The organism is Frigoribacterium sp. VKM Ac-2836 (genome assembly GCF_013248995.1).
In the GTDB taxonomy this organism is placed as follows: Bacteria; Actinomycetota; Actinomycetes; order Actinomycetales; family Microbacteriaceae; genus Frigoribacterium.
Window position 1 is genome coordinate 659,276 of record NZ_JABRPK010000001.1, and the last position, 16,377, is coordinate 675,652.

The following is a 16,377-nucleotide window of genomic DNA, read 5'->3' on the forward strand; positions in this document are numbered from 1 at the left end:
CGTCGCGGATCAGGAGCACCACCATGACGCAGCACAGCCCTGCCTCCGACACCCCTCGCGAGGCCGACGCGTCCTCCGAGCATCACGCCCCGAGGTCCCGCAGGTTCCGCAAGGTCGCGGCACTGGCCGCCGGAGGCGCCCTGGTCGTCGGCGGGCTCGGCTACACGGTGGCCGCCTGGACCGACAGCGAATGGGTCTACGCCGGTGACGGCGCCGGTGGCCCCGGCATCGGCACGGGCACCTTCGAGGTGCAGCAGAGCGTCACGTCGCCCTACACGGCGGGCTTCGCCGACTTCGAGGCGAACCCCGGCCAGGCCATGCTCTTCACCCCCGGCGCCCAGACCCTGAGCCCCGGCGAGAGCGTCTACGCCGGCGTCGCCCTCCGCACGACCGCGACCACGACCGTCCCGGCCGACGTCCAGGTCCGCGCCGCCGTCCCCGCGACGGGCGTGGCCGTCGCCGACGCCGGGGGCACGCTCTTCGCCGCCCTGACCGTCCGCGTGGCGACCGTGGTCGTCCCGGCGACCGGAGCCGCCCCGACCTGCACGGCGGCCGCCTTCACGGCTCCGACGACCATCGGCACCGGTCCCCTCGCCTCGACCGGTGCGACGGGCACGCAGCGTCTCGCCGCCGGGTCCGGCACCACGCAGTTCTACTGCTTCGAGGTGACCCTGCCGCAGAGCGCGGCGACGGCGGCGTCCTCGACCCTCCAGGGCCGCACGGTCGCCCCGGCGTGGGAGTTCGCCTCGACCAGCGTCGAGTGACGGAGCCCCTCGTGGTCGACACCGACACACGATCCCCGGCCCGCGGCGACGCATCGTCGACCGGCCGGGTGGCGGATGCCGAGGCGACGCTCGGTCGTGCCGCGACCCGGGCCGCGACCCGGGCCGCGACGCGGGCCTCCGCCCGCCCGCGGCGCCCGAGCCGCCCGCGTCGGCGCCCGGTCGACGTCGCCTCGACGGTCCTGCTCTCGGTCGTCGGACTCGTGGGTGCGGTCTGCCTGCTCTGGATCGCCGTCTCGACGGTGCTCGGCCTGTCGCTCGTGGTCGTCCTCACCGGCTCGATGAGTCCGACCGTGCCCGCGGGCGGAGCAGTCGTCACACGGGCCGTCGCGGCGGCGGAGGTGCGACCCGGCGACGTGGTCACGGTGCCGCGGCCCGGCTTCGAGGTACCCGTGACGCACCGTGTGGTCTCGACCACCGCCGTGCCCGGAGACGCCGCCGCGCGGTCCCTCGTGCTGAGGGGCGACGCCAACGACTCGGACGACCGCGACCCCTACGTCGTGCGCGACGCCCGTCTCGTGGTCGCCTCGGCCCCCGGGCTCGGCTTCGTCCTCACGACGATGTCGACCCCGCCGGCCCGGGGCCTCGCGGTCGCCGTCGTCGGTGCCGCGATCGTGCTGGCCTTCTGGCCGACGCGACGCGACGCCCGCCGTCGAGGGTGAGGTCGATCGTGGACCCCGTGAGCCGTGGGCAGCGTGGCCCCGCGCACCGTGAACCCGGCCGAGCGTCGACGCTGTTCGCCGTGGTCGGGGCCGCGGCGTTCGTGCTCGGTGGTGCTTTGACCGTCCAGGCCGGCACCGCCCGCGCCCTCGAACCCGTGCCCGAGACCGGCCTCGACGGCCACCTCGTCCTCTCGGACGATCTGACCGGGACCGCCGACATCGCGCCGTCCTCGCCGGGACGCTGGCAGATCGCGACGGAGGTCACCACCGGCGACCGGGTGGCCCTCAGCATCGAGCTGGTCGGTTCGGGCTCGCTCGTCGAGCGACGCGACGGCCTCGCCCTCGGGGTGGACGCCTGTGACGTCGAGTGGCAGCAGCTCGAGACGACTCCGCGCTGCGCGACCGGGGCGTGGCCCGTCGCCGAGCCGACCCGCGCCTCCTCGTTCGTCGACGGCGGTCCGGCTTGGCCGGTGCGGTCGGCAGGAGGCGCGGGCCGGGTGTTCCTGCTGGTCAGCCTCGGTCTCGTCGACGGTCCGACGGGCGACGACGGCTCGCTGATGGGCCAGACCGCACGCGTGGGAGTGGGCATCACCGCGACCGCCCTCGACCCGATCCCGACCTTGCCCGCAGAACCCGGCCCCGACCCCACGGACGAGCCCTTGCCGGGTGGGTCGAGCACCGCCGTCCCCGGAACCGACCCCGGGGACGGAGGCGCGGCGACCCTCGGCGACGGAGCGGACGGCACCGAGGTCGTGACCGCCGGTGCCGAGGTCGCCGTCGTCCGGGCAGACCCCACCCGCTTCCTCGCCTACACCGGCGGTCTCGCGTTCGGCCCGGCCGTCGCCGGCGCGGGTGCCCTGCTCATCGGTCTCGCCCTGCACCTGCGCGGCCGAGGCCGGTCGGTGACCCCGTGACGCGCGGACGGCACACGGCCGGTCGCCCGTCGCTGCGGACGCGGCTCACCCCGCGTCGGGCCCTGGTCGCCGCGGTCGCGGTGGCCGCCGTCCTGGGGGCCGTCATCGTGCCCCCGCCGGCCACGACGACCGCCGCCTGGACCGATTCCGAGCGGACGTACGGCCTGGTCGGCACGTCGAGGTTCACCTGCGGCACCGACACGGGGTACGCGGCGGCGGCCTCCAGTCGGTTCGCGCGCGGTAGCCTCGCCGGCACCGACCTCGACACCGTCGCCGCCCTGCGCGGTGCGGACCTGGCCCGCACCCGGGCCGGGGTCGTCACCGCGGTGCCCACGTCGCCCGCTCCGACCACGGACGCCGGAGGCACGACGACGTTCCGCAATCCGCTGTCGGTGAGCGCCGGTTCGGGTCTCGTGGGCCTCGACCTCACCGGACTCGGCACGAACCTGCCCGTCGGGTCGGCCGGAGCCCTGAACCAGTTCACGCGGGTCGCCCCGACCGGTACGGCGGCCGCCGCCTCGGGCCTGGTGAGCGACTCGGGCGGACTCGGCGTGACGCCCACGACGCCGAGCACCTCGCTGCCCGGCCCCGCGCGGATCGGACTGACCTCGGTGCTGCCCGCGACGACCGCGCTCGACCGGGCCGACCTGACCGTCGGCGCGGTCGCCTCGTCGGCGACGCTCGACGGCTGCCGCGCGCTCGAGAGCCGCATCTGGGGCGACGGCAGCGTGACCGGGGTCGTCCGCGACTACGGTGTCGCCGGTCTCGGCCTCGAGCTGCGCAGCCCGGCGGTGGCGGGACTGGCGGGCCAGGTGTCGAGCACGGTCACGAGCCTGAACTTCGCGGCCGCGGGGTTGGCCGGCCCGAACGGAACGATCTCGGGCGTCGTGAAGTCGGGTGTGCTGGGCACGGTCACCGCCCTCACGAACCTGCTCAGCCTCGGGTCCGTGAGCGGCGACGTCGTCGTCTCGGGCCTGAACCTGCAGGCCGCCGTCGATCCTCTGCTGGCGGGCTCCCTGACGAGCACCGACGGAACGGTGACGATCACCCCGTCGACCGGCCTGGTGAGGGTCGACCTGGTCAAGCTGGTGGGGCCCACGGGTGGGATCAACGGCCTGGCGCCGAACACCGAGCTGGTTCTCAGCGCGACGGCGATGAACTCGATCACGGCCTCGGTGGGCGGGCTGCTCGACGGGTTGACCTCGTCGATCGTCACGGCGCTGAAGGCCGCGGTCGACAGGGTGAACCTCGACGTGGCGTTGAAGGTCGACCTCACGGCGACGCTGCTCGGCGCCGCCGTGCCTGTCCTCCGGGTGGACGTGGTCGTCAAGGGGTCGCTATCCCAGGTGCTCGCGTCGCCGTCGACCGCCCAGGCGTCGGTGACCGGAACCGTGTTGCCCGTGCTCGGTCTCGGTGCGGCCCTGAGTGCGGTGCTGAACGGGCTCCTCACGCCCCTGGCGAACTCCGCCCCCGCTCTCGTGGGGTCGATCGCCACCCTGGTGACGGCCACCCTCGTCACCCCGATCACGACCCTCGGCAGCACCCTCTCGACCACGCTCGCCCCGGTCGTCACCGCCGTGGGCGCCCTCACCGCACGCCTGCCCTCGGCGCTGTCGCTGCGTGTCAACCTGCGACCCGACCAGCCGGGTTACCCCGGCGGCGTCGTGACCACCGCGCCGGCCGACAAGTGGTCGACCAGTCCGTACCAGGTGGGGGCGTTGCGGGTGGCCCTGTCGGCCGGTGCGACGACGGTCACCTCGCTCGACTTCGCGACGTCGAGGGTCGGCCCCGTCAGCACCGTGCCCCGATAGTCGTCGCGCCGGCGCCGGCCACGGACCCGAGGAGGCGCGGGTCGGCCTCGCGCGCTCCGCCTCGCGTCAGACTGGGGTCATGCAGCTCTACTCGTCCTCCCCCCTCGTCCGCACCCGTCAGGTGACCGGTGACGTCGTGGCGATCGGTCTCGTCGTCGTGTTCGTCGTGCTCGGCGTCAGCATCGCCGGGTTCATCGGCACCTTCGCCGACCTCGGGAGGCAGCTCGAGGAGGCGGGGGCCGGTTTCGAGGGGACGATGCAGGACGCGTCGCGCGCCCTGGCCGGGCTGCCCCTGGTCGGTGGCGCCGCCAGCGCACCGTTCGACGGGGCCAGCGGTGCCGGGCAGTCCCTGGCCGACGCCGGCAGGCAGCAGCAGGACGGTGTCGCGCGGGCGGCGCTCGTCGCCGGCCTGGTCGTGGCCGGGGTGCCGAGCCTCGTGGTGCTGTGGGTCTGGCTGCGTGGGCGGATCGCGTTCGTGCGCCGCGCCTCCTCGGTCCGTTCGCTGCTCGCGCTGCCGGGCGGAGAGGACCTGCTCGCGCTGCGCGCCCTGACCGGCCGGGACGCGAAAGCCGCGCTCGCGGTCGCGCCCGACCCCGTCGCCGCCTGGCGTGCGGGGGAGCCCGCCGTCGTCCGTCGCCTCGCGGACGTGGCCCTGCGCGAGGCGGGCGTCGCCCGGCGCTGAGCGTCGGGGGCCCGGACGGGGCGGCCCCGCACGTCGCGCCCACCCGCGCCGGGTAAGCTCGGCAACCATGATCGCACTGGATTTCTCTGAGCAGATTGCCGCCCTCCGGGCCACGTTCGAAGACATCCGCGCGGTGATCGGGCAAGACCGTCTCGTCGCCGAGATCGCCGAGCTCAGCGAGCAGGCCTCGGCGCCCGACCTGTGGGACGACACCGAGAACGCGCAGAAGGTCACCAGCGCCCTCAGCCACCGGCAATCCGAGCTCGAGAAGCTCGAGACGACCGAGGCACGGCTCGACGACCTCGAGGTGCTCGTCGAGATGGCGAACGACGGCGACGACCAAGAGAGTGCCGACGAGGCCCAGGTCGAACTCAAGGCCCTGCAGAAGATGATGGACGTCCTCGAGGTGCAGACGCTGCTCGACAGCGAGTACGACCCCCGGCCGGCCGTCATCACGATCCGTGCCGGTGCCGGGGGCGTCGACGCCGCCGACTTCGCCGAGATGCTGCTGCGCATGTACCTGCGCTACGCCGAGAAGCACGGCATGTCGGCCACGGTCATGGACACCAGCTACGCCGAAGAGGCCGGCATCAAGAGCGCCACCTTCGAGATCGACGCCCCGTACGCGTTCGGCACGTTGAGCGTCGAGGCCGGCACGCACCGACTCGTGCGCATGAGCCCCTTCGGTGCCGCCGGCAAGCGCCAGACCAGCTTCGCCGCGGTCGAGGTGATCCCGCTGATGGAAGAGACCGAGTCGATCGACATCCCCGAGAACGACATCCGCGTCGACGTCTTCCGCTCCTCGGGGCCCGGCGGGCAGAGCGTCAACACGACCGACTCGGCCGTTCGCCTGACCCACATCCCCACCGGCACGGTCGTCTCGATGCAGAACGAGAAGAGCCAGATCCAGAACCGCGCGGCCGCCATGCGCGTGCTGCAGTCGCGCCTCCTGCTGCTGCAGAAAGAGGCCGAGAACGCCAAGAAGAAAGAACTGGCCGGCAACATCACCGCCAGCTGGGGCGACCAGATCCGCAGCTACGTGCTCGCGCCGTACCAGATGGTCAAAGACCTCCGCAGCGAGCACGAGGTGAACAACCCGTCGAACGTCTTCGACGGCGATCTCGACGGCTTCATCTCGGCGGGCATCCGCTGGCGCAAGCGCGACGACCAGGACTGACCCGCCCCACCCCGCCGACGGCTCCCAGCACATCCATAGCCGCCCGGCCGCAGCGAGTCGCTGCGACGATCGTCGCGGCCCGCGCTTAGGGTGATCCCCGTCATGATTCGGTTTGATGAAGTCACCAAGGTCTACGTCGGCAACCCCCGGCCCGCGCTGAACGCCGTCACCCTCGAGATCCTCAAGGGCGAGTTCGTGTTCCTCGTCGGGGCGAGCGGCTCCGGCAAGTCGAGCTTCCTGAGGCTCGTGCTGAAAGAAGAGAAGCCGTCCCAGGGGCAGATCCACGTCCTGGGTCAGCGCCTCGGCACGCTTTCGAGTCGCAAGGTGCCGTATTTCCGGCGCAACCTCGGCGTCGTGTTCCAGGACTTCCGGCTGCTGCCGCAGAAGAACGTGTTCGACAACGTCGCGTTCAGCCTGCAGGTCATCGGGAAGAGCAAGGGCTTCATCCAAGAGGCCGTACCCGACGTCCTGAAGATGGTCGGCCTGGTCGGCAAGCAGCACCGTCTGCCGCACGAGCTCTCCGGTGGTGAGCAGCAGCGTGTGGCCATCGCCCGGGCGATCGTCAACAAGCCGGCCATCCTGCTGGCCGACGAGCCCACGGGTAACCTCGACCCCTCGACGAGCGCGGGCATCATGACCCTGCTCGAGCGCATCAACGCCGGTGGCACGACCGTCATCATGGCGACGCACGACGCCGGCATCGTCGACCAGATGCAGCGCCGCGTGATCGAGCTCAGCGCGGGTAACATCCTGCGCGACGAGCGCCACGGCGGCTACCAGACCCAGGCGGTGCCCATCCAGGCCATCGGGGTCGAAGACCTCAGCACGAGAGGGGCCGACGCATGAGACTCGGACTCGTCATGAGCGAGGTCGGGAGCGGCCTCCGCCGCAACGCCTCGATGGTCGTCTCGGTCGTGCTCGTCACGTTCATCTCGCTGACCTTCGTCGGCACGGCCGCCCTGCTGCAGATGCAGATCACGCAGATGAAGGGCTACTGGTACGACAAGGCCCAGGTCGCCGTCTACCTCTGCACCGACACCGACACCACTGGCAACTGCACCGGTGCGATGGCCACGCAGGACCAGATCGACGGCGTCGAGGCGCAGCTCGACAGCGACGTGCTCACGCCCTACGTGGACAAGTTCTACTTCGAGGACCAGACCGAGGCCTTCGACCGCTTCAAGCAGCAGTTCGCCGACAGCCCGGCCACCGAGTTCGTGCAGCCGGCCTACCTCAACGAGACCTTCTGGGTGAACCTGAAAGACCCCACGCAGTCCGACGTCCTCACCGAGAGCCTGTCGAGCCTGGCCGGGGTGCAGAGCGTGGTCGACCAGCGCGGGTACCTCGACCCGATCTTCGCCGTGCTGAACGCGGCGAGCTACACGGCCATCGGTATCGCCTCGCTCATGCTGATCGCCGCCGTGCTGCTGATCGCCACGACCATCCGGTTGAGTGCGTTCAGCCGGCGTCGAGAACTCGGCATCATGCGCCTGGTCGGCGCGTCGAACCGGTTCATCCAGACGCCGTTCATCCTCGAGGGGGTGATCGCGGCCCTCGTGGGATCGTTGCTCGCGGGTGGGGCGATCATCGCGATCGTGAACTTCTTCGTGAAGGGCTACCTCGCCGTGACCTTCCAGGGGACGCCGTTCATCGGCCTGCGTGACGCCGCACTGGTCGTGCCGATCGTCATCGTGGTCGGCATCCTGCTCGCGGCGCTCAGCGCGAACGTGGCCATCCGGCGCTACCTCAAGGTCTAGAACCGGCCATGCAGAAGGAGGCGCGGTGCCCGTGAGACGGGCACCGCGCCTCCTTCGCTGTATACTGAACGGCTGCCTGTCGGCAGCATCCCCACCCGAACGACCAGGAGGCCAGCGTGGCGAAAGAACGCGGTGAGAAGGTCGTGGCGACGAACCGCCGCGCGCGCCACGACTACACGATCGACACCACGTACGAGGCGGGCATCGTTCTGAGCGGTACCGAGGTCAAGTCGTTGCGGCAGGGGCGGGCGTCGCTGGTCGACGGCTACGCGTTCGTCGACGGTGGCGAGGCGTGGCTCGACGCGGTGCACATCCCCGAGTACACCGAGGGCACCTGGAACAACCACGCCCCACGGCGCAAGCGCAAGCTGCTGCTGCACCGCCACGAGATCGACAAGATCGGGCAGAAGACCAAAGAGGGCGGCTTCACGGTCGTCCCCCTCAAGATCTACTTCAGCGACGGCCGGGCCAAGGTCGAGATCGCCCTCGCCAAGGGCAAGCGCGAGTACGACAAGCGTCAGACCCTGCGCGAGCGAACGGCGACGCGCGAGGCGCAGTCGGCGATGTCGGCGCGCAAGCACCTGGGGGAGTGACCGATCGGCTCGTGTGCCCCCGTGGGCGGAGTGCCGCCGGTGGCGCGAACGCGTCGGACGACGTAGACTAATAGGCCGCACGGAAACGTGCGTTGGTAACTCAAGAGCGTGTGACGACGGCCCCCTCATGGGGATGATCGGTTTCGACATCGCCTGTGTGCGAACGAGAAGCGGGCCGAGGATCCAGGGTTATCTCGTAAACGATCTCTGGAAAACAATAAGTGCCAATAACAAGCGCACTGACTTCGCTCTCGCTGCGTAAGCAGTAGAGCCACATGGAGTCCGTCAGTCTGGTGACCGCCTTCTAACCAGATCCTGACGTCATTTAGATGGCTTGCTGTGTGACTACGCCTGGGGGTCACACGGGACTTGCACTCGGGCTGGGCTCGTCGACCTAGAAGCCAGTAACAAAGGTCGGAGCCGAGCAGAACGTCTCATCTGGCTACGCCCGTAGAATGCGTGCAATCTCAGCGATGGACGGGGGTTCAATTCCCCCCATCTCCACCATCGGTCGTCGTCACACTCTCTCGAACACCGAACGCCCCCACCTCTCGAGATGGGGGCGTTCGTGCGTCCTGGGCCTAAGGGCTTCGCGCCGAGTCGCACCGCCGAATGAACATTGCGCCGCCCATTTCGATGGTGCGATGTTCACCCGGCGGTGCGACACCGCTGCGGCCGCGCCGGGTGTGGCCGCCGCCGGATGCGGAACGGCCCCCGTCACTGCCGAGGCAGCGACGGGGGCCGTCGTCGTGGTGCGGGTGTTACTCGCCGGCCACGTCGGTGGTCGCGAGCTTCGCGCGGCGGCGAGCGAGGACCATCAGGGTCGAGCCGAGCAGCAGGACGGCGGCGCCGATGCCGATGGCGGCTTCGGTGCCTTCGCTACCCGTGTACGCCAGGCCGGTGGTGCCGGTGGTGCCGGTGGCGATCGGGGTGGCGGGGGTGCCGGCCGGGACGACCGCGGCGACGAGGCTGAAGGCCACGTCGGCCGAGGGGGCCGACACGATCGGCTGACCGGCGGCGTCGAGAACCGGCAGGCCGTCGGCGTCGAGCAGGAACGCCACGGCGGCAGCCGTGTAGTCGTCCGGCGTCAGGGCGAGGGTGACGGTCCAGTTGCCGTCCGCGTCGACCACGATCGGGTCGGCGGGGTCGGCAGGCTCGGCAGCGGCGCGCATCTCGTCAGCGGGTGCCTCGAGCTCGGGCAGCTGGTCCGTCGGGACGACGGCGAGCAGGATGTTCGAGCCGGGGGTGCCGGTGCCCTCGAAGGTGACCTGGTCACCGACGACGACCTGGCCCTCGGTGGGCGAGGTGATGACGGGTGCGTCCAGCACGACGGGCGTGGTCGGGGGAACGACCACGGCGGGCAGGTTGAAGCTACGGGTGATGTCGCCCGAACCCGAGGCGCCCGTGACCTGGGTCACGCGAACGGTCTGAGCGACGGCTGCGTCCTCGGCGTACACGTACGTGGCGGTCCAGTTGCCGTTGTCGTCGACACGGGCCTGAGGAGCGAGGCGGTCGCCCGCGGCGTCAAGGACGTTGACCGAGGAGCCGGGGTTGCCGGTACCCGAGAACACGACGGTGCGCGAGTCCGTGGTGCTGCCTTCGGCAGGCGTGTTGACCACGAGGGTCTGGCCGGTCGGCAGGTTGAAGGTGACGTTCTCGTCGCCCGTTCCGGCGCCTCCGGTGACCTGGGTCACGCGGACCGTCTGCTGACGGTCAGCGAACTCGTCGTAGGTGTAGTCGAGGCTCCACGCGCCGTTCTGGACGACGGCGGGGCCGACCAGGCGAGCGTTGTCGTTCGCGGGGTCGAGGACGTTGACCGTCGAGCCGTCGTTGCCCGTGCCCGTGAAGGTGACGGTACGTGAGCCGAGCTGCGAGCCTTCGACGGGGGCCGTGACCGAGAAGGTCTGGACCGGCGCGACGGCGGGCAGGTTGAAGGCGATGGTCTGGGGGTCGATGCCGGACAGTCCGACCAGGCCCGAGACCGTGATGTTCTGTGCGACGTCGTCGGTCTCGCTGTACGTCAGAACGGTCGACCAGGTGGTCTGGTTGCCCACGGTGATGCGGGCTTCGGCGGTGCCGGCGACGGCCGTGCCCTTGTAGACGTCGACGCGTGAGCCTGCGCGGACGGTGCCAGAGACGGTCACCTCGCGCGAATCAGCGGTGCTTCCGGCGACAGGCGTCGAGACGACGAGGTCGGCGGGGGCGGCCTGGGCCGCGGTGGAGGAGAGGAGGGCCCCTCCGAGGGCGAGCGTGAGGACGGCCGGAACGGCCACCGCACGACGCCAAGAGAACTTGGTGATCACGTGGTGAGTGCTTTCTTGATCGGTGGTGCAAGCGTCATCGCTTGTCCGCCCCCAGCCCAGCGCTAGGTGAGACATGCTGTGCCGGCCCGGAGGGCAGCACCAAAGAAACCTATCGCGAAGCTGAGAGAACAACACCGTTCGGTCCATCACGCGCCGGGTGAATGCCGATCCACCCCCGCGTCACCCGTTCGCGGGTGGCGTTCTGAACTCGATCTGCTACAGCCCCGTTCGGGGGGTGTTCACTCGCCGTCCTCGACGAAGGAACAGGGCAGAACCATCAGCCACGGGCCTCCGGGAGCGATGCTCGCGTCGCCCACGGCTGCACCGGCGTCGCACTCGTCCACGACGGTCGTCGCCTGGGGAGGCCAGACCGGTCCAGCCGCGCGGGCACCGTGCACGGAACCGAGTTGGGTGGCCTGCACCACGAGCAAGATGAGAAGGCCGGCGGTGATCAGAAGCGTGGGCACGCGCGCCGATCGGGATCGCGCTAGGGAGAGGGCGAGCGGCAGCAGGGCGACGAGCAGCATCCCGGGCACCACGCCATAGCGCGTGTATTGGAAACCATCCAGCCAGGCATCGGGTGTGTACGTGGAGTACATCGCCCGGTGATAGCCGTTCGCGAGGTAGGCGCCGGCGTAAGCGCCGAGCGAGCCGAGGGCTAGTGCCGCCGTGGCGACGCGATGCAGGGAGTCTCCGCGCACGAGGAGGTAGGCCGTGGCGCAGACGAACGGCAGGGCCACGGCGACGAGCAGGGGCCACCGTGATGCGACGACCTCGCCCACCTGGTGCGCGTCTGCCCACCAGACACCACCGATGACGTTGACGAGATAGCCCGTGACGAGGTCGGACAGATCGCCGGCCGCCCCCGCGACCTCGGCCCGGGGGGACCGGACCGTGGCCAGGACCTGCGCGCCCAGACCGAGCAAGAGGGTGACGCGAGGCGGCCACCGACGGGCGTCGCGAAGGTGCCACAACATCAGGGGCACGAAGAGCACGGCTTGGATCTCGGTCAGCGCGATGACGGCGGCGCCGATGGTGGCCAGCACGAGGCCGGTCCGCGTGCGGTAGCGCCGCAGGAGCAGCCAGGGCGTCACCCACAGCAGGAACCAGTGCAGGTTGGCGAGGTTCCCGAGGACCTCCCACGACGTGATCGGAAGCAGTATCGGAACGAGTGCGACGACGGCTCGGCTGGTCCGGTCGCCGATGACGTCACCGGCGCAGACGTAGACCACGACCGCGACGACGGCGACGACGAGACAGCTGACGGCCGTGACGGCCACGGCGTACCGGGGCAGCGGCGCCAGCGCGGTGACGAGATCGGCTGACAGGCGAGGCAGCAGGTGGAGGTAGCCGGCGTAGGGGTCGAACCACGCGCCTCCTACTCGTGAGCCCGCGCTGTCGGCGAGGAAGTTCCGGCCGTCCTCGGCCCAGAGGCTGTCCCGGGCGCTCGGCGCCAGGCGCCACCACGAGACGGCCAGGGTGACGGCGAAGAGCAGAGCCGAGACGACGACGTCCACGATCGAGACGGAGAACCGCGAGGCGCGTGACGTGGACGCGGGCGCGTGAGCGATGGAGGTGATGGGGGAGCCGTTCTCGAGTCGGTTCGGGGCTTCACGACCCTAGCAACGCGTCGGTCGCGGCACGGTCACCCGACACGTGTCGGCGTGGCCGGAGGCCGTCAGGCCGGTGCCGGCCCCGAGGACCCCCGCCGCACGAGCGAAGCGGGCGGCGCCTCGACCGAGGCGACGTCCTCACCCGCCAGCACGGCGAGCAGCATGCCGGCGGCGACCTCGCCGATGCCCTGCACGTCGTGGCTGACCGCCGACAGCGGTGGCGTCGACAACTGGCACTGCGACGAGTCGTCCCAGGCGACGAGCGTCAGTCGCGCGGGGACGTCGATCCCCAGCCGGTGCGCCGCCGCGAGCCCGCCGAGCGCCATCTGGTCGTTGTCGAAGACGACGGCCGTCGGGGGCGTCGGTCCTGCGAGCAGACGCGAGACGGCGATCGAGCCCGCGTCCCACGAGTAATCGCCCTCGATCGTCTCGACGACGGACGAGGAGGCGCGACTCGCGGTGACCAGCGCCTCCTGCCTCACCTGCGTGTGCAGCAGCGCGGCGGGGCCCGACACGTGCGCCAAGCGGCGGTGACCGTCGGCGACGAGCGCCGCGACGGTGTCGCGCATGGCGAGGCCGTCACCCGTCCAGACGGCGGGCAGGTCGCCCGAGAGCGCGGGGTCGCCGAGCACGACCGCGGGCAGACCGAGTTCGCGCAGCAGGGCGGGGCGGGGGTCGTCGTCGGTGAGGTCGACGAGCACGACCGCGCCGAAGTCGCCCGAGGCCGCCCAGCGCCGGTAGGCCGCCAGTTCGGCGGCGCGATCGGCCAGGGCCTGCAGCAGCAGGGTGTGGCCCCGGGGTCGCAGCACGCGTTCGATGCCGGCGATGAGTTCGTGGTAGAACGGCTCCGCCCCCAAGATCTCGCCGGGGCGGACGAGGGCGAGACCGACGCGACGGCGGTCACCCGGCCCGACAGGGGCCACCCGGGTGTCGACGATGGAGTCGGTCATGCGCCCGAACCTACAGCCCCCGACAGGTCGGAGCGACGCCCGTGGTGACCCGCGACCCCGACCCGACCCCGCCGCGCACCCCGGCTCAGCTCGCCCCGTCGCCTCAGCCTCAGACCAGCCGCGAGCTCGTCGTCGACCTGGTGCGGTCGTCGGGCCCGATCAGTCGGGTCGAGCTCGCCCAGGCCAGCGGCCTGACGCAGGCCTCGATCTCGACGATCGTCCGGCGGCTGCTCGACGAGGGGCTCGTCCGCGAGACCGGCCGGGCCGCGTCGACCGGCGGCAAGCCGCGCACGATGGTCGAGGTCAACCCGCGTGCCGTGTACGGCATGGGCGTGCAGATCGGCGGGGACGCGCTCACCTACGTCGTCACCGACATGCGCGGCGGAGTCGTGGGCCGCCTGCAGGTCGACGCCGGCCCCGCCGCCTCCGACGACGTCACGGCCGCAGCGGTCCGTATCGTCGACGGCTTCCATGACGTCGTCGGCAGCCTCGGCCTCGCCAGCGGCGCGGTGGCGGGCCTCGCCGTCGTCCGCCCGCGGGCCACCCTCGCGCACGGCGTCCGCACCGGGCCCCGCTCGACCGAGAGCGCCCTCCACGCCGGCCTGCACGCGGCCGTGGCGCTGCGTCTCGGCCTGCCCGTCGTGGTCGACAACGACGCGGCGGCCGCAGCGCTCGGCGAGTTCTGGAGCCGCCAGGTGCCGCGCTCCGAGACGTTCGCCTGCGTGTACCTCGGCACGGGGGTGGGATCGGGCATCGTGCTCGACGGAGAGCTCCACCGCGGCGCGAGTTCGGGTGCCGGCGAGCTCGGCCACGTCTCGATCGACCTCGACGGCGAGCCCTGCTACTGCGGAAACCGTGGCTGTCTCGAGCTCGCCGCGTCGCCCGGTGCCGTCGTCGCCCGGGCGCACCGGGACGCCTCCTCGTTCGACGACCTCGGCCTCACCTGGGCCCTCGGCGGGGTCGCGCGGGACTTCGACCTGCTCGCCCGGGCCGCGATCGCCGGCCACGTCGCAGCCGACGCGCTCGTGACTCGTGCCGCCGAGCAGCTCGCCGCAGGGGTCGTGACGCTCACCAACCTGTTGGACCTCGACCGAGTCGTCCTGAGCGGCCCCGGGGTCGCGGTCGCCGGCTCGATCTACGCCCGCGCGGCCGTTGAGGCCCTGGGCCGCACGGCGTTCTCGCGCGGCGTGCACACCACCCGGGTCGAGGTCTCGACCGACCCGCGCGACGCGGCCGCCATCGGTGCCGCCGCTCTCGTCGTGCAACGCGCCCTCTCGCGCTGACCCCGCGGCGGTGGCCGCGGCGCAGCGGGTCGGCGCCCCGAGGAGGCGCGGGTCACGATCCCGACACGGCCTCATGACTTTCTTGACTCGCTTACGTAAGTCGTCTAAGAAAGACCTCGGGACCAGGCGACGGCGCCTGGCACGACGAAGGGTCGACGATGCCTCTCTCCATGACCAACCGCCGACGGGCCGGGTTCGGCGCGATCGCGCTCGCGGCCGCCGCAGGCCTGGCGCTCACCGGCTGCACCGCCTCGAGCGGCGGCGACGAAGGCGGCATCACCGCCAACACGGGCCCGGCCGGCGATCTGACGGCCAACTTCAACCCGTTCTCGGCCACCGCCGACAGCACGTCGCAGGGTCTGCTCTACGAGCAGCTCTTCTATTACAACGTGCTCACGGGGGCCGACCCCAAGCCGATGCTGGGTGAGAAGTACGAGTGGAACGACGACGGCACCGAGCTGACCGTCGACCTGCGGACCGGTGTGCAGTGGAGCGACGGCGAGGACTTCACGGCCGACGACGTCGCCTACACGTTCCAGACGATGCTCGACAAGCCCGAGCTCAACCGCGTCGGCTTCGAAGGCACCGTCGAGGCGACCGACGACGACACCGTCGTCTTCTCGTTCGACTCGACCTCGTTCGTCAAGGGCCCCGACATCCTCGGCCAGGCCGCGATCGTTCCCGAGCACGTGTTCTCGCAGTTGTCCGACATCGCGACCGATCCGGTGAAGGAACCGATCGGCACCGGGCCGTACATGCTCGACACCTTCACGCCGCAGAGCTACGTGTACAAGGCGAACCCGAACTACTGGCAGTCGGGCAAGCCCGAGGTCAAGAGCATCCGCTACATCGCCCTGGCCAACAACACCTCGGCCACCGACGCGATCGTCGGCGGCGACCTCGACTGGTCCAGCATCTTCATCCCCGAGGCCGACAAGGTGCTCGGCAGCAACCCCGACGTCAGCTACGTGGCGACCCCGCTGCAGCAGATCACGCTGATGACCTGCTCGAACGCCGACCTCGGCTGCACGGGCCCGCAGACCGACCCGGCCGTCCGCCAGGCGATCTACAAGGCGATGAACCGTGACCAGCTCAACGACCTCGCCTTCTCGGGCACGAACAAGCAGATCTCGCCGACCTTCATGACGCTCGGTCGTGACGACGCCTACATCAGCCCCGACGTCGAGAAGGAGACGCCGATGACGGCCGACACCGAGGGCGCCGACGCACTGCTGCAATCGGCCGGCTACGTGAAGGGTTCCGACGGCATCTACGCCAAGGACGGGCAGAAGCTGCAGCTCGAGATCCAGGTCGTCACCGGCTACTCGGACTACATCGCGGCCATCGACGCCATGGCCGAGCAGCTGCGCGCCGTCGGCATCGAGATCACGCAGAGCGCCAAGTCGTACAACGAGTGGGTCGCCGCCCGCAACAACGGGCAGTTCCAGCTGACGATGGACTCGCTCGGCCAAGGCCCGTCGACCGACCCGTACTACGTCTACAACGGCAACTTCGACTCGACCACGACCTCGCCGGTGGGCGAGCAGGCGATCAACAACTTCGCCCGGTACTCGAATCCGACCGTCGACGCCGCGATCGTCGCGGCCGAGCAGACGGACGACGTCGCCGCCAAGACCGAGCAGTACTTCACGATCCAGAAGGAGATCGTGAAGGACATGCCGTACATCCCCGTGCTGCTGCAGTCCACGCTGACCGAGTTCAACAGCTCGAAGGTGACCGGCTGGCCCACGGGCGACGACGACACCGAGAACTTCCCGGCCACGTGGAAGACCTGGGACAACGCCCAGACCGTCCTGAACCTGAAGCTCAAGTGATCGTGGTCGGAACCG

Annotated in this window: 14 protein-coding genes and 1 other RNA gene; 12 read left to right on the forward strand and 3 right to left on the reverse strand. The window is 70.9% G+C overall.

Annotated elements, in window-relative coordinates; all coding sequences use genetic code 11:
- The first annotated feature begins 23 nt into the window (after nucleotides 1–23).
- The 10 genes from HRF36_RS03100 (at nucleotide 24) to ssrA (ending at nucleotide 8,885) form a co-directional block, all read left to right on the forward strand.
- Nucleotides 24–764 (forward strand): acyl-CoA dehydrogenase, encoded by a 741-nt coding sequence (locus HRF36_RS03100; RefSeq protein WP_254280989.1) that lies wholly within the window; start codon nucleotides 24–26, stop codon nucleotides 762–764.
- An 11-nt stretch (nucleotides 765–775) separates the two neighbouring features.
- Nucleotides 776–1,444, forward strand: coding sequence for a signal peptidase I (locus HRF36_RS03105; protein ID WP_173206030.1), 669 nt, complete (start codon nucleotides 776–778; stop codon nucleotides 1,442–1,444).
- A 17-nt stretch (nucleotides 1,445–1,461) separates the two neighbouring features.
- Complete coding sequence (locus HRF36_RS16220; RefSeq protein WP_173206033.1) at nucleotides 1,462–2,358, forward strand: hypothetical protein; 897 nt, start codon at nucleotides 1,462–1,464, stop codon at nucleotides 2,356–2,358.
- Complete coding sequence (locus HRF36_RS03115) at nucleotides 2,355–4,169, forward strand: choice-of-anchor G family protein (RefSeq protein WP_173206036.1); 1,815 nt, start codon at nucleotides 2,355–2,357, stop codon at nucleotides 4,167–4,169. The genes HRF36_RS16220 and HRF36_RS03115 overlap by 4 nt, the downstream gene beginning before the upstream one ends.
- Before the next feature lie 79 nt (nucleotides 4,170–4,248).
- On the forward strand, nucleotides 4,249–4,851 hold the full coding sequence (locus HRF36_RS03120) for a hypothetical protein (RefSeq protein WP_173206039.1): 603 nt from the start codon (nucleotides 4,249–4,251) through the stop codon (nucleotides 4,849–4,851).
- 67 nt (nucleotides 4,852–4,918) lie between these two features.
- Nucleotides 4,919–6,028 (forward strand): peptide chain release factor 2, encoded by a 1,110-nt coding sequence (gene prfB / locus HRF36_RS03125; RefSeq protein WP_173206042.1) that lies wholly within the window; start codon nucleotides 4,919–4,921, stop codon nucleotides 6,026–6,028.
- A 102-nt stretch (nucleotides 6,029–6,130) separates the two neighbouring features.
- The gene (gene ftsE / locus HRF36_RS03130; protein ID WP_043593759.1) at nucleotides 6,131–6,874 is read left to right on the forward strand and encodes a cell division ATP-binding protein FtsE; all 744 of its coding nucleotides are present in this window, start codon (nucleotides 6,131–6,133) and stop codon (nucleotides 6,872–6,874) included.
- Nucleotides 6,871–7,785: a permease-like cell division protein FtsX gene (gene ftsX / locus HRF36_RS03135; RefSeq protein WP_173206045.1), complete on the forward strand. Its 915-nt coding sequence runs from the start codon at nucleotides 6,871–6,873 to the stop codon at nucleotides 7,783–7,785. The genes ftsE and ftsX overlap by 4 nt, the downstream gene beginning before the upstream one ends.
- Before the next feature lie 116 nt (nucleotides 7,786–7,901).
- Nucleotides 7,902–8,378 (forward strand): SsrA-binding protein SmpB, encoded by a 477-nt coding sequence (gene smpB / locus HRF36_RS03140; RefSeq protein WP_123518241.1) that lies wholly within the window; start codon nucleotides 7,902–7,904, stop codon nucleotides 8,376–8,378.
- Nucleotides 8,379–8,507: 129 nt separating this feature from the next.
- Nucleotides 8,508–8,885, forward strand: a transfer-messenger RNA (tmRNA) gene (gene ssrA, locus HRF36_RS03145).
- 254 nt (nucleotides 8,886–9,139) lie between these two features.
- Here ssrA and HRF36_RS03150 read toward each other — a convergent pair.
- From HRF36_RS03150 to HRF36_RS03160, 3 genes are all read right to left on the reverse strand, one after another.
- Nucleotides 9,140–10,681 carry a hypothetical protein gene (locus HRF36_RS03150; protein ID WP_173206048.1) on the reverse strand — a complete coding sequence of 514 codons (1,542 nt, stop codon included), beginning with the start codon at nucleotides 10,679–10,681 and terminating at the stop codon, nucleotides 9,140–9,142.
- Between the two features lie 239 nt (nucleotides 10,682–10,920).
- Complete coding sequence (locus tag HRF36_RS03155) at nucleotides 10,921–12,198, reverse strand: hypothetical protein (protein WP_173206051.1); 1,278 nt, start codon at nucleotides 12,196–12,198, stop codon at nucleotides 10,921–10,923.
- A 161-nt stretch (nucleotides 12,199–12,359) separates the two neighbouring features.
- Nucleotides 12,360–13,244 carry a LacI family DNA-binding transcriptional regulator gene (locus tag HRF36_RS03160; protein ID WP_173206054.1) on the reverse strand — a complete coding sequence of 295 codons (885 nt, stop codon included), beginning with the start codon at nucleotides 13,242–13,244 and terminating at the stop codon, nucleotides 12,360–12,362.
- A gap of 41 nt (nucleotides 13,245–13,285) precedes the next feature.
- Here HRF36_RS03160 and HRF36_RS03165 point away from each other — a divergent pair, with 41 nt between their 5' ends.
- The gene (locus HRF36_RS03165; RefSeq protein ID WP_217270855.1) at nucleotides 13,286–14,527 is read left to right on the forward strand and encodes an ROK family transcriptional regulator; all 1,242 of its coding nucleotides are present in this window, start codon (nucleotides 13,286–13,288) and stop codon (nucleotides 14,525–14,527) included.
- Between the two features lie 158 nt (nucleotides 14,528–14,685).
- The gene (locus HRF36_RS03170; RefSeq protein ID WP_217270856.1) at nucleotides 14,686–16,362 is read left to right on the forward strand and encodes an ABC transporter substrate-binding protein; all 1,677 of its coding nucleotides are present in this window, start codon (nucleotides 14,686–14,688) and stop codon (nucleotides 16,360–16,362) included.
- Nucleotides 16,363–16,377: the final 15 nt, after the last annotated feature.

What these genes read in the sequence shown, in the direction of transcription:
- prfB (WP_173206042.1), top strand. Translation starts at nt 4,919, where the DNA reads ATGATCGCACTGGATTTCTCTGAGCAGATTGCCGCCCTCCGGGCCACG.
- HRF36_RS03170 (WP_217270856.1), top strand. Translation starts at nt 14,686, where the DNA reads ATGCCTCTCTCCATGACCAACCGCCGACGGGCCGGGTTCGGCGCGATC.
- HRF36_RS03160 (WP_173206054.1), bottom strand. Translation starts at nt 13,244, where the DNA reads ATGACCGACTCCATCGTCGACACCCGGGTGGCCCCTGTCGGGCCGGGT.
- HRF36_RS03100 (WP_254280989.1), top strand. Translation starts at nt 24, where the DNA reads ATGACGCAGCACAGCCCTGCCTCCGACACCCCTCGCGAGGCCGACGCG.
- ftsE (WP_043593759.1), top strand. Translation starts at nt 6,131, where the DNA reads ATGATTCGGTTTGATGAAGTCACCAAGGTCTACGTCGGCAACCCCCGG.
- ftsX (WP_173206045.1), top strand. Translation starts at nt 6,871, where the DNA reads ATGAGACTCGGACTCGTCATGAGCGAGGTCGGGAGCGGCCTCCGCCGC.
- HRF36_RS03120 (WP_173206039.1), top strand. Translation starts at nt 4,249, where the DNA reads ATGCAGCTCTACTCGTCCTCCCCCCTCGTCCGCACCCGTCAGGTGACC.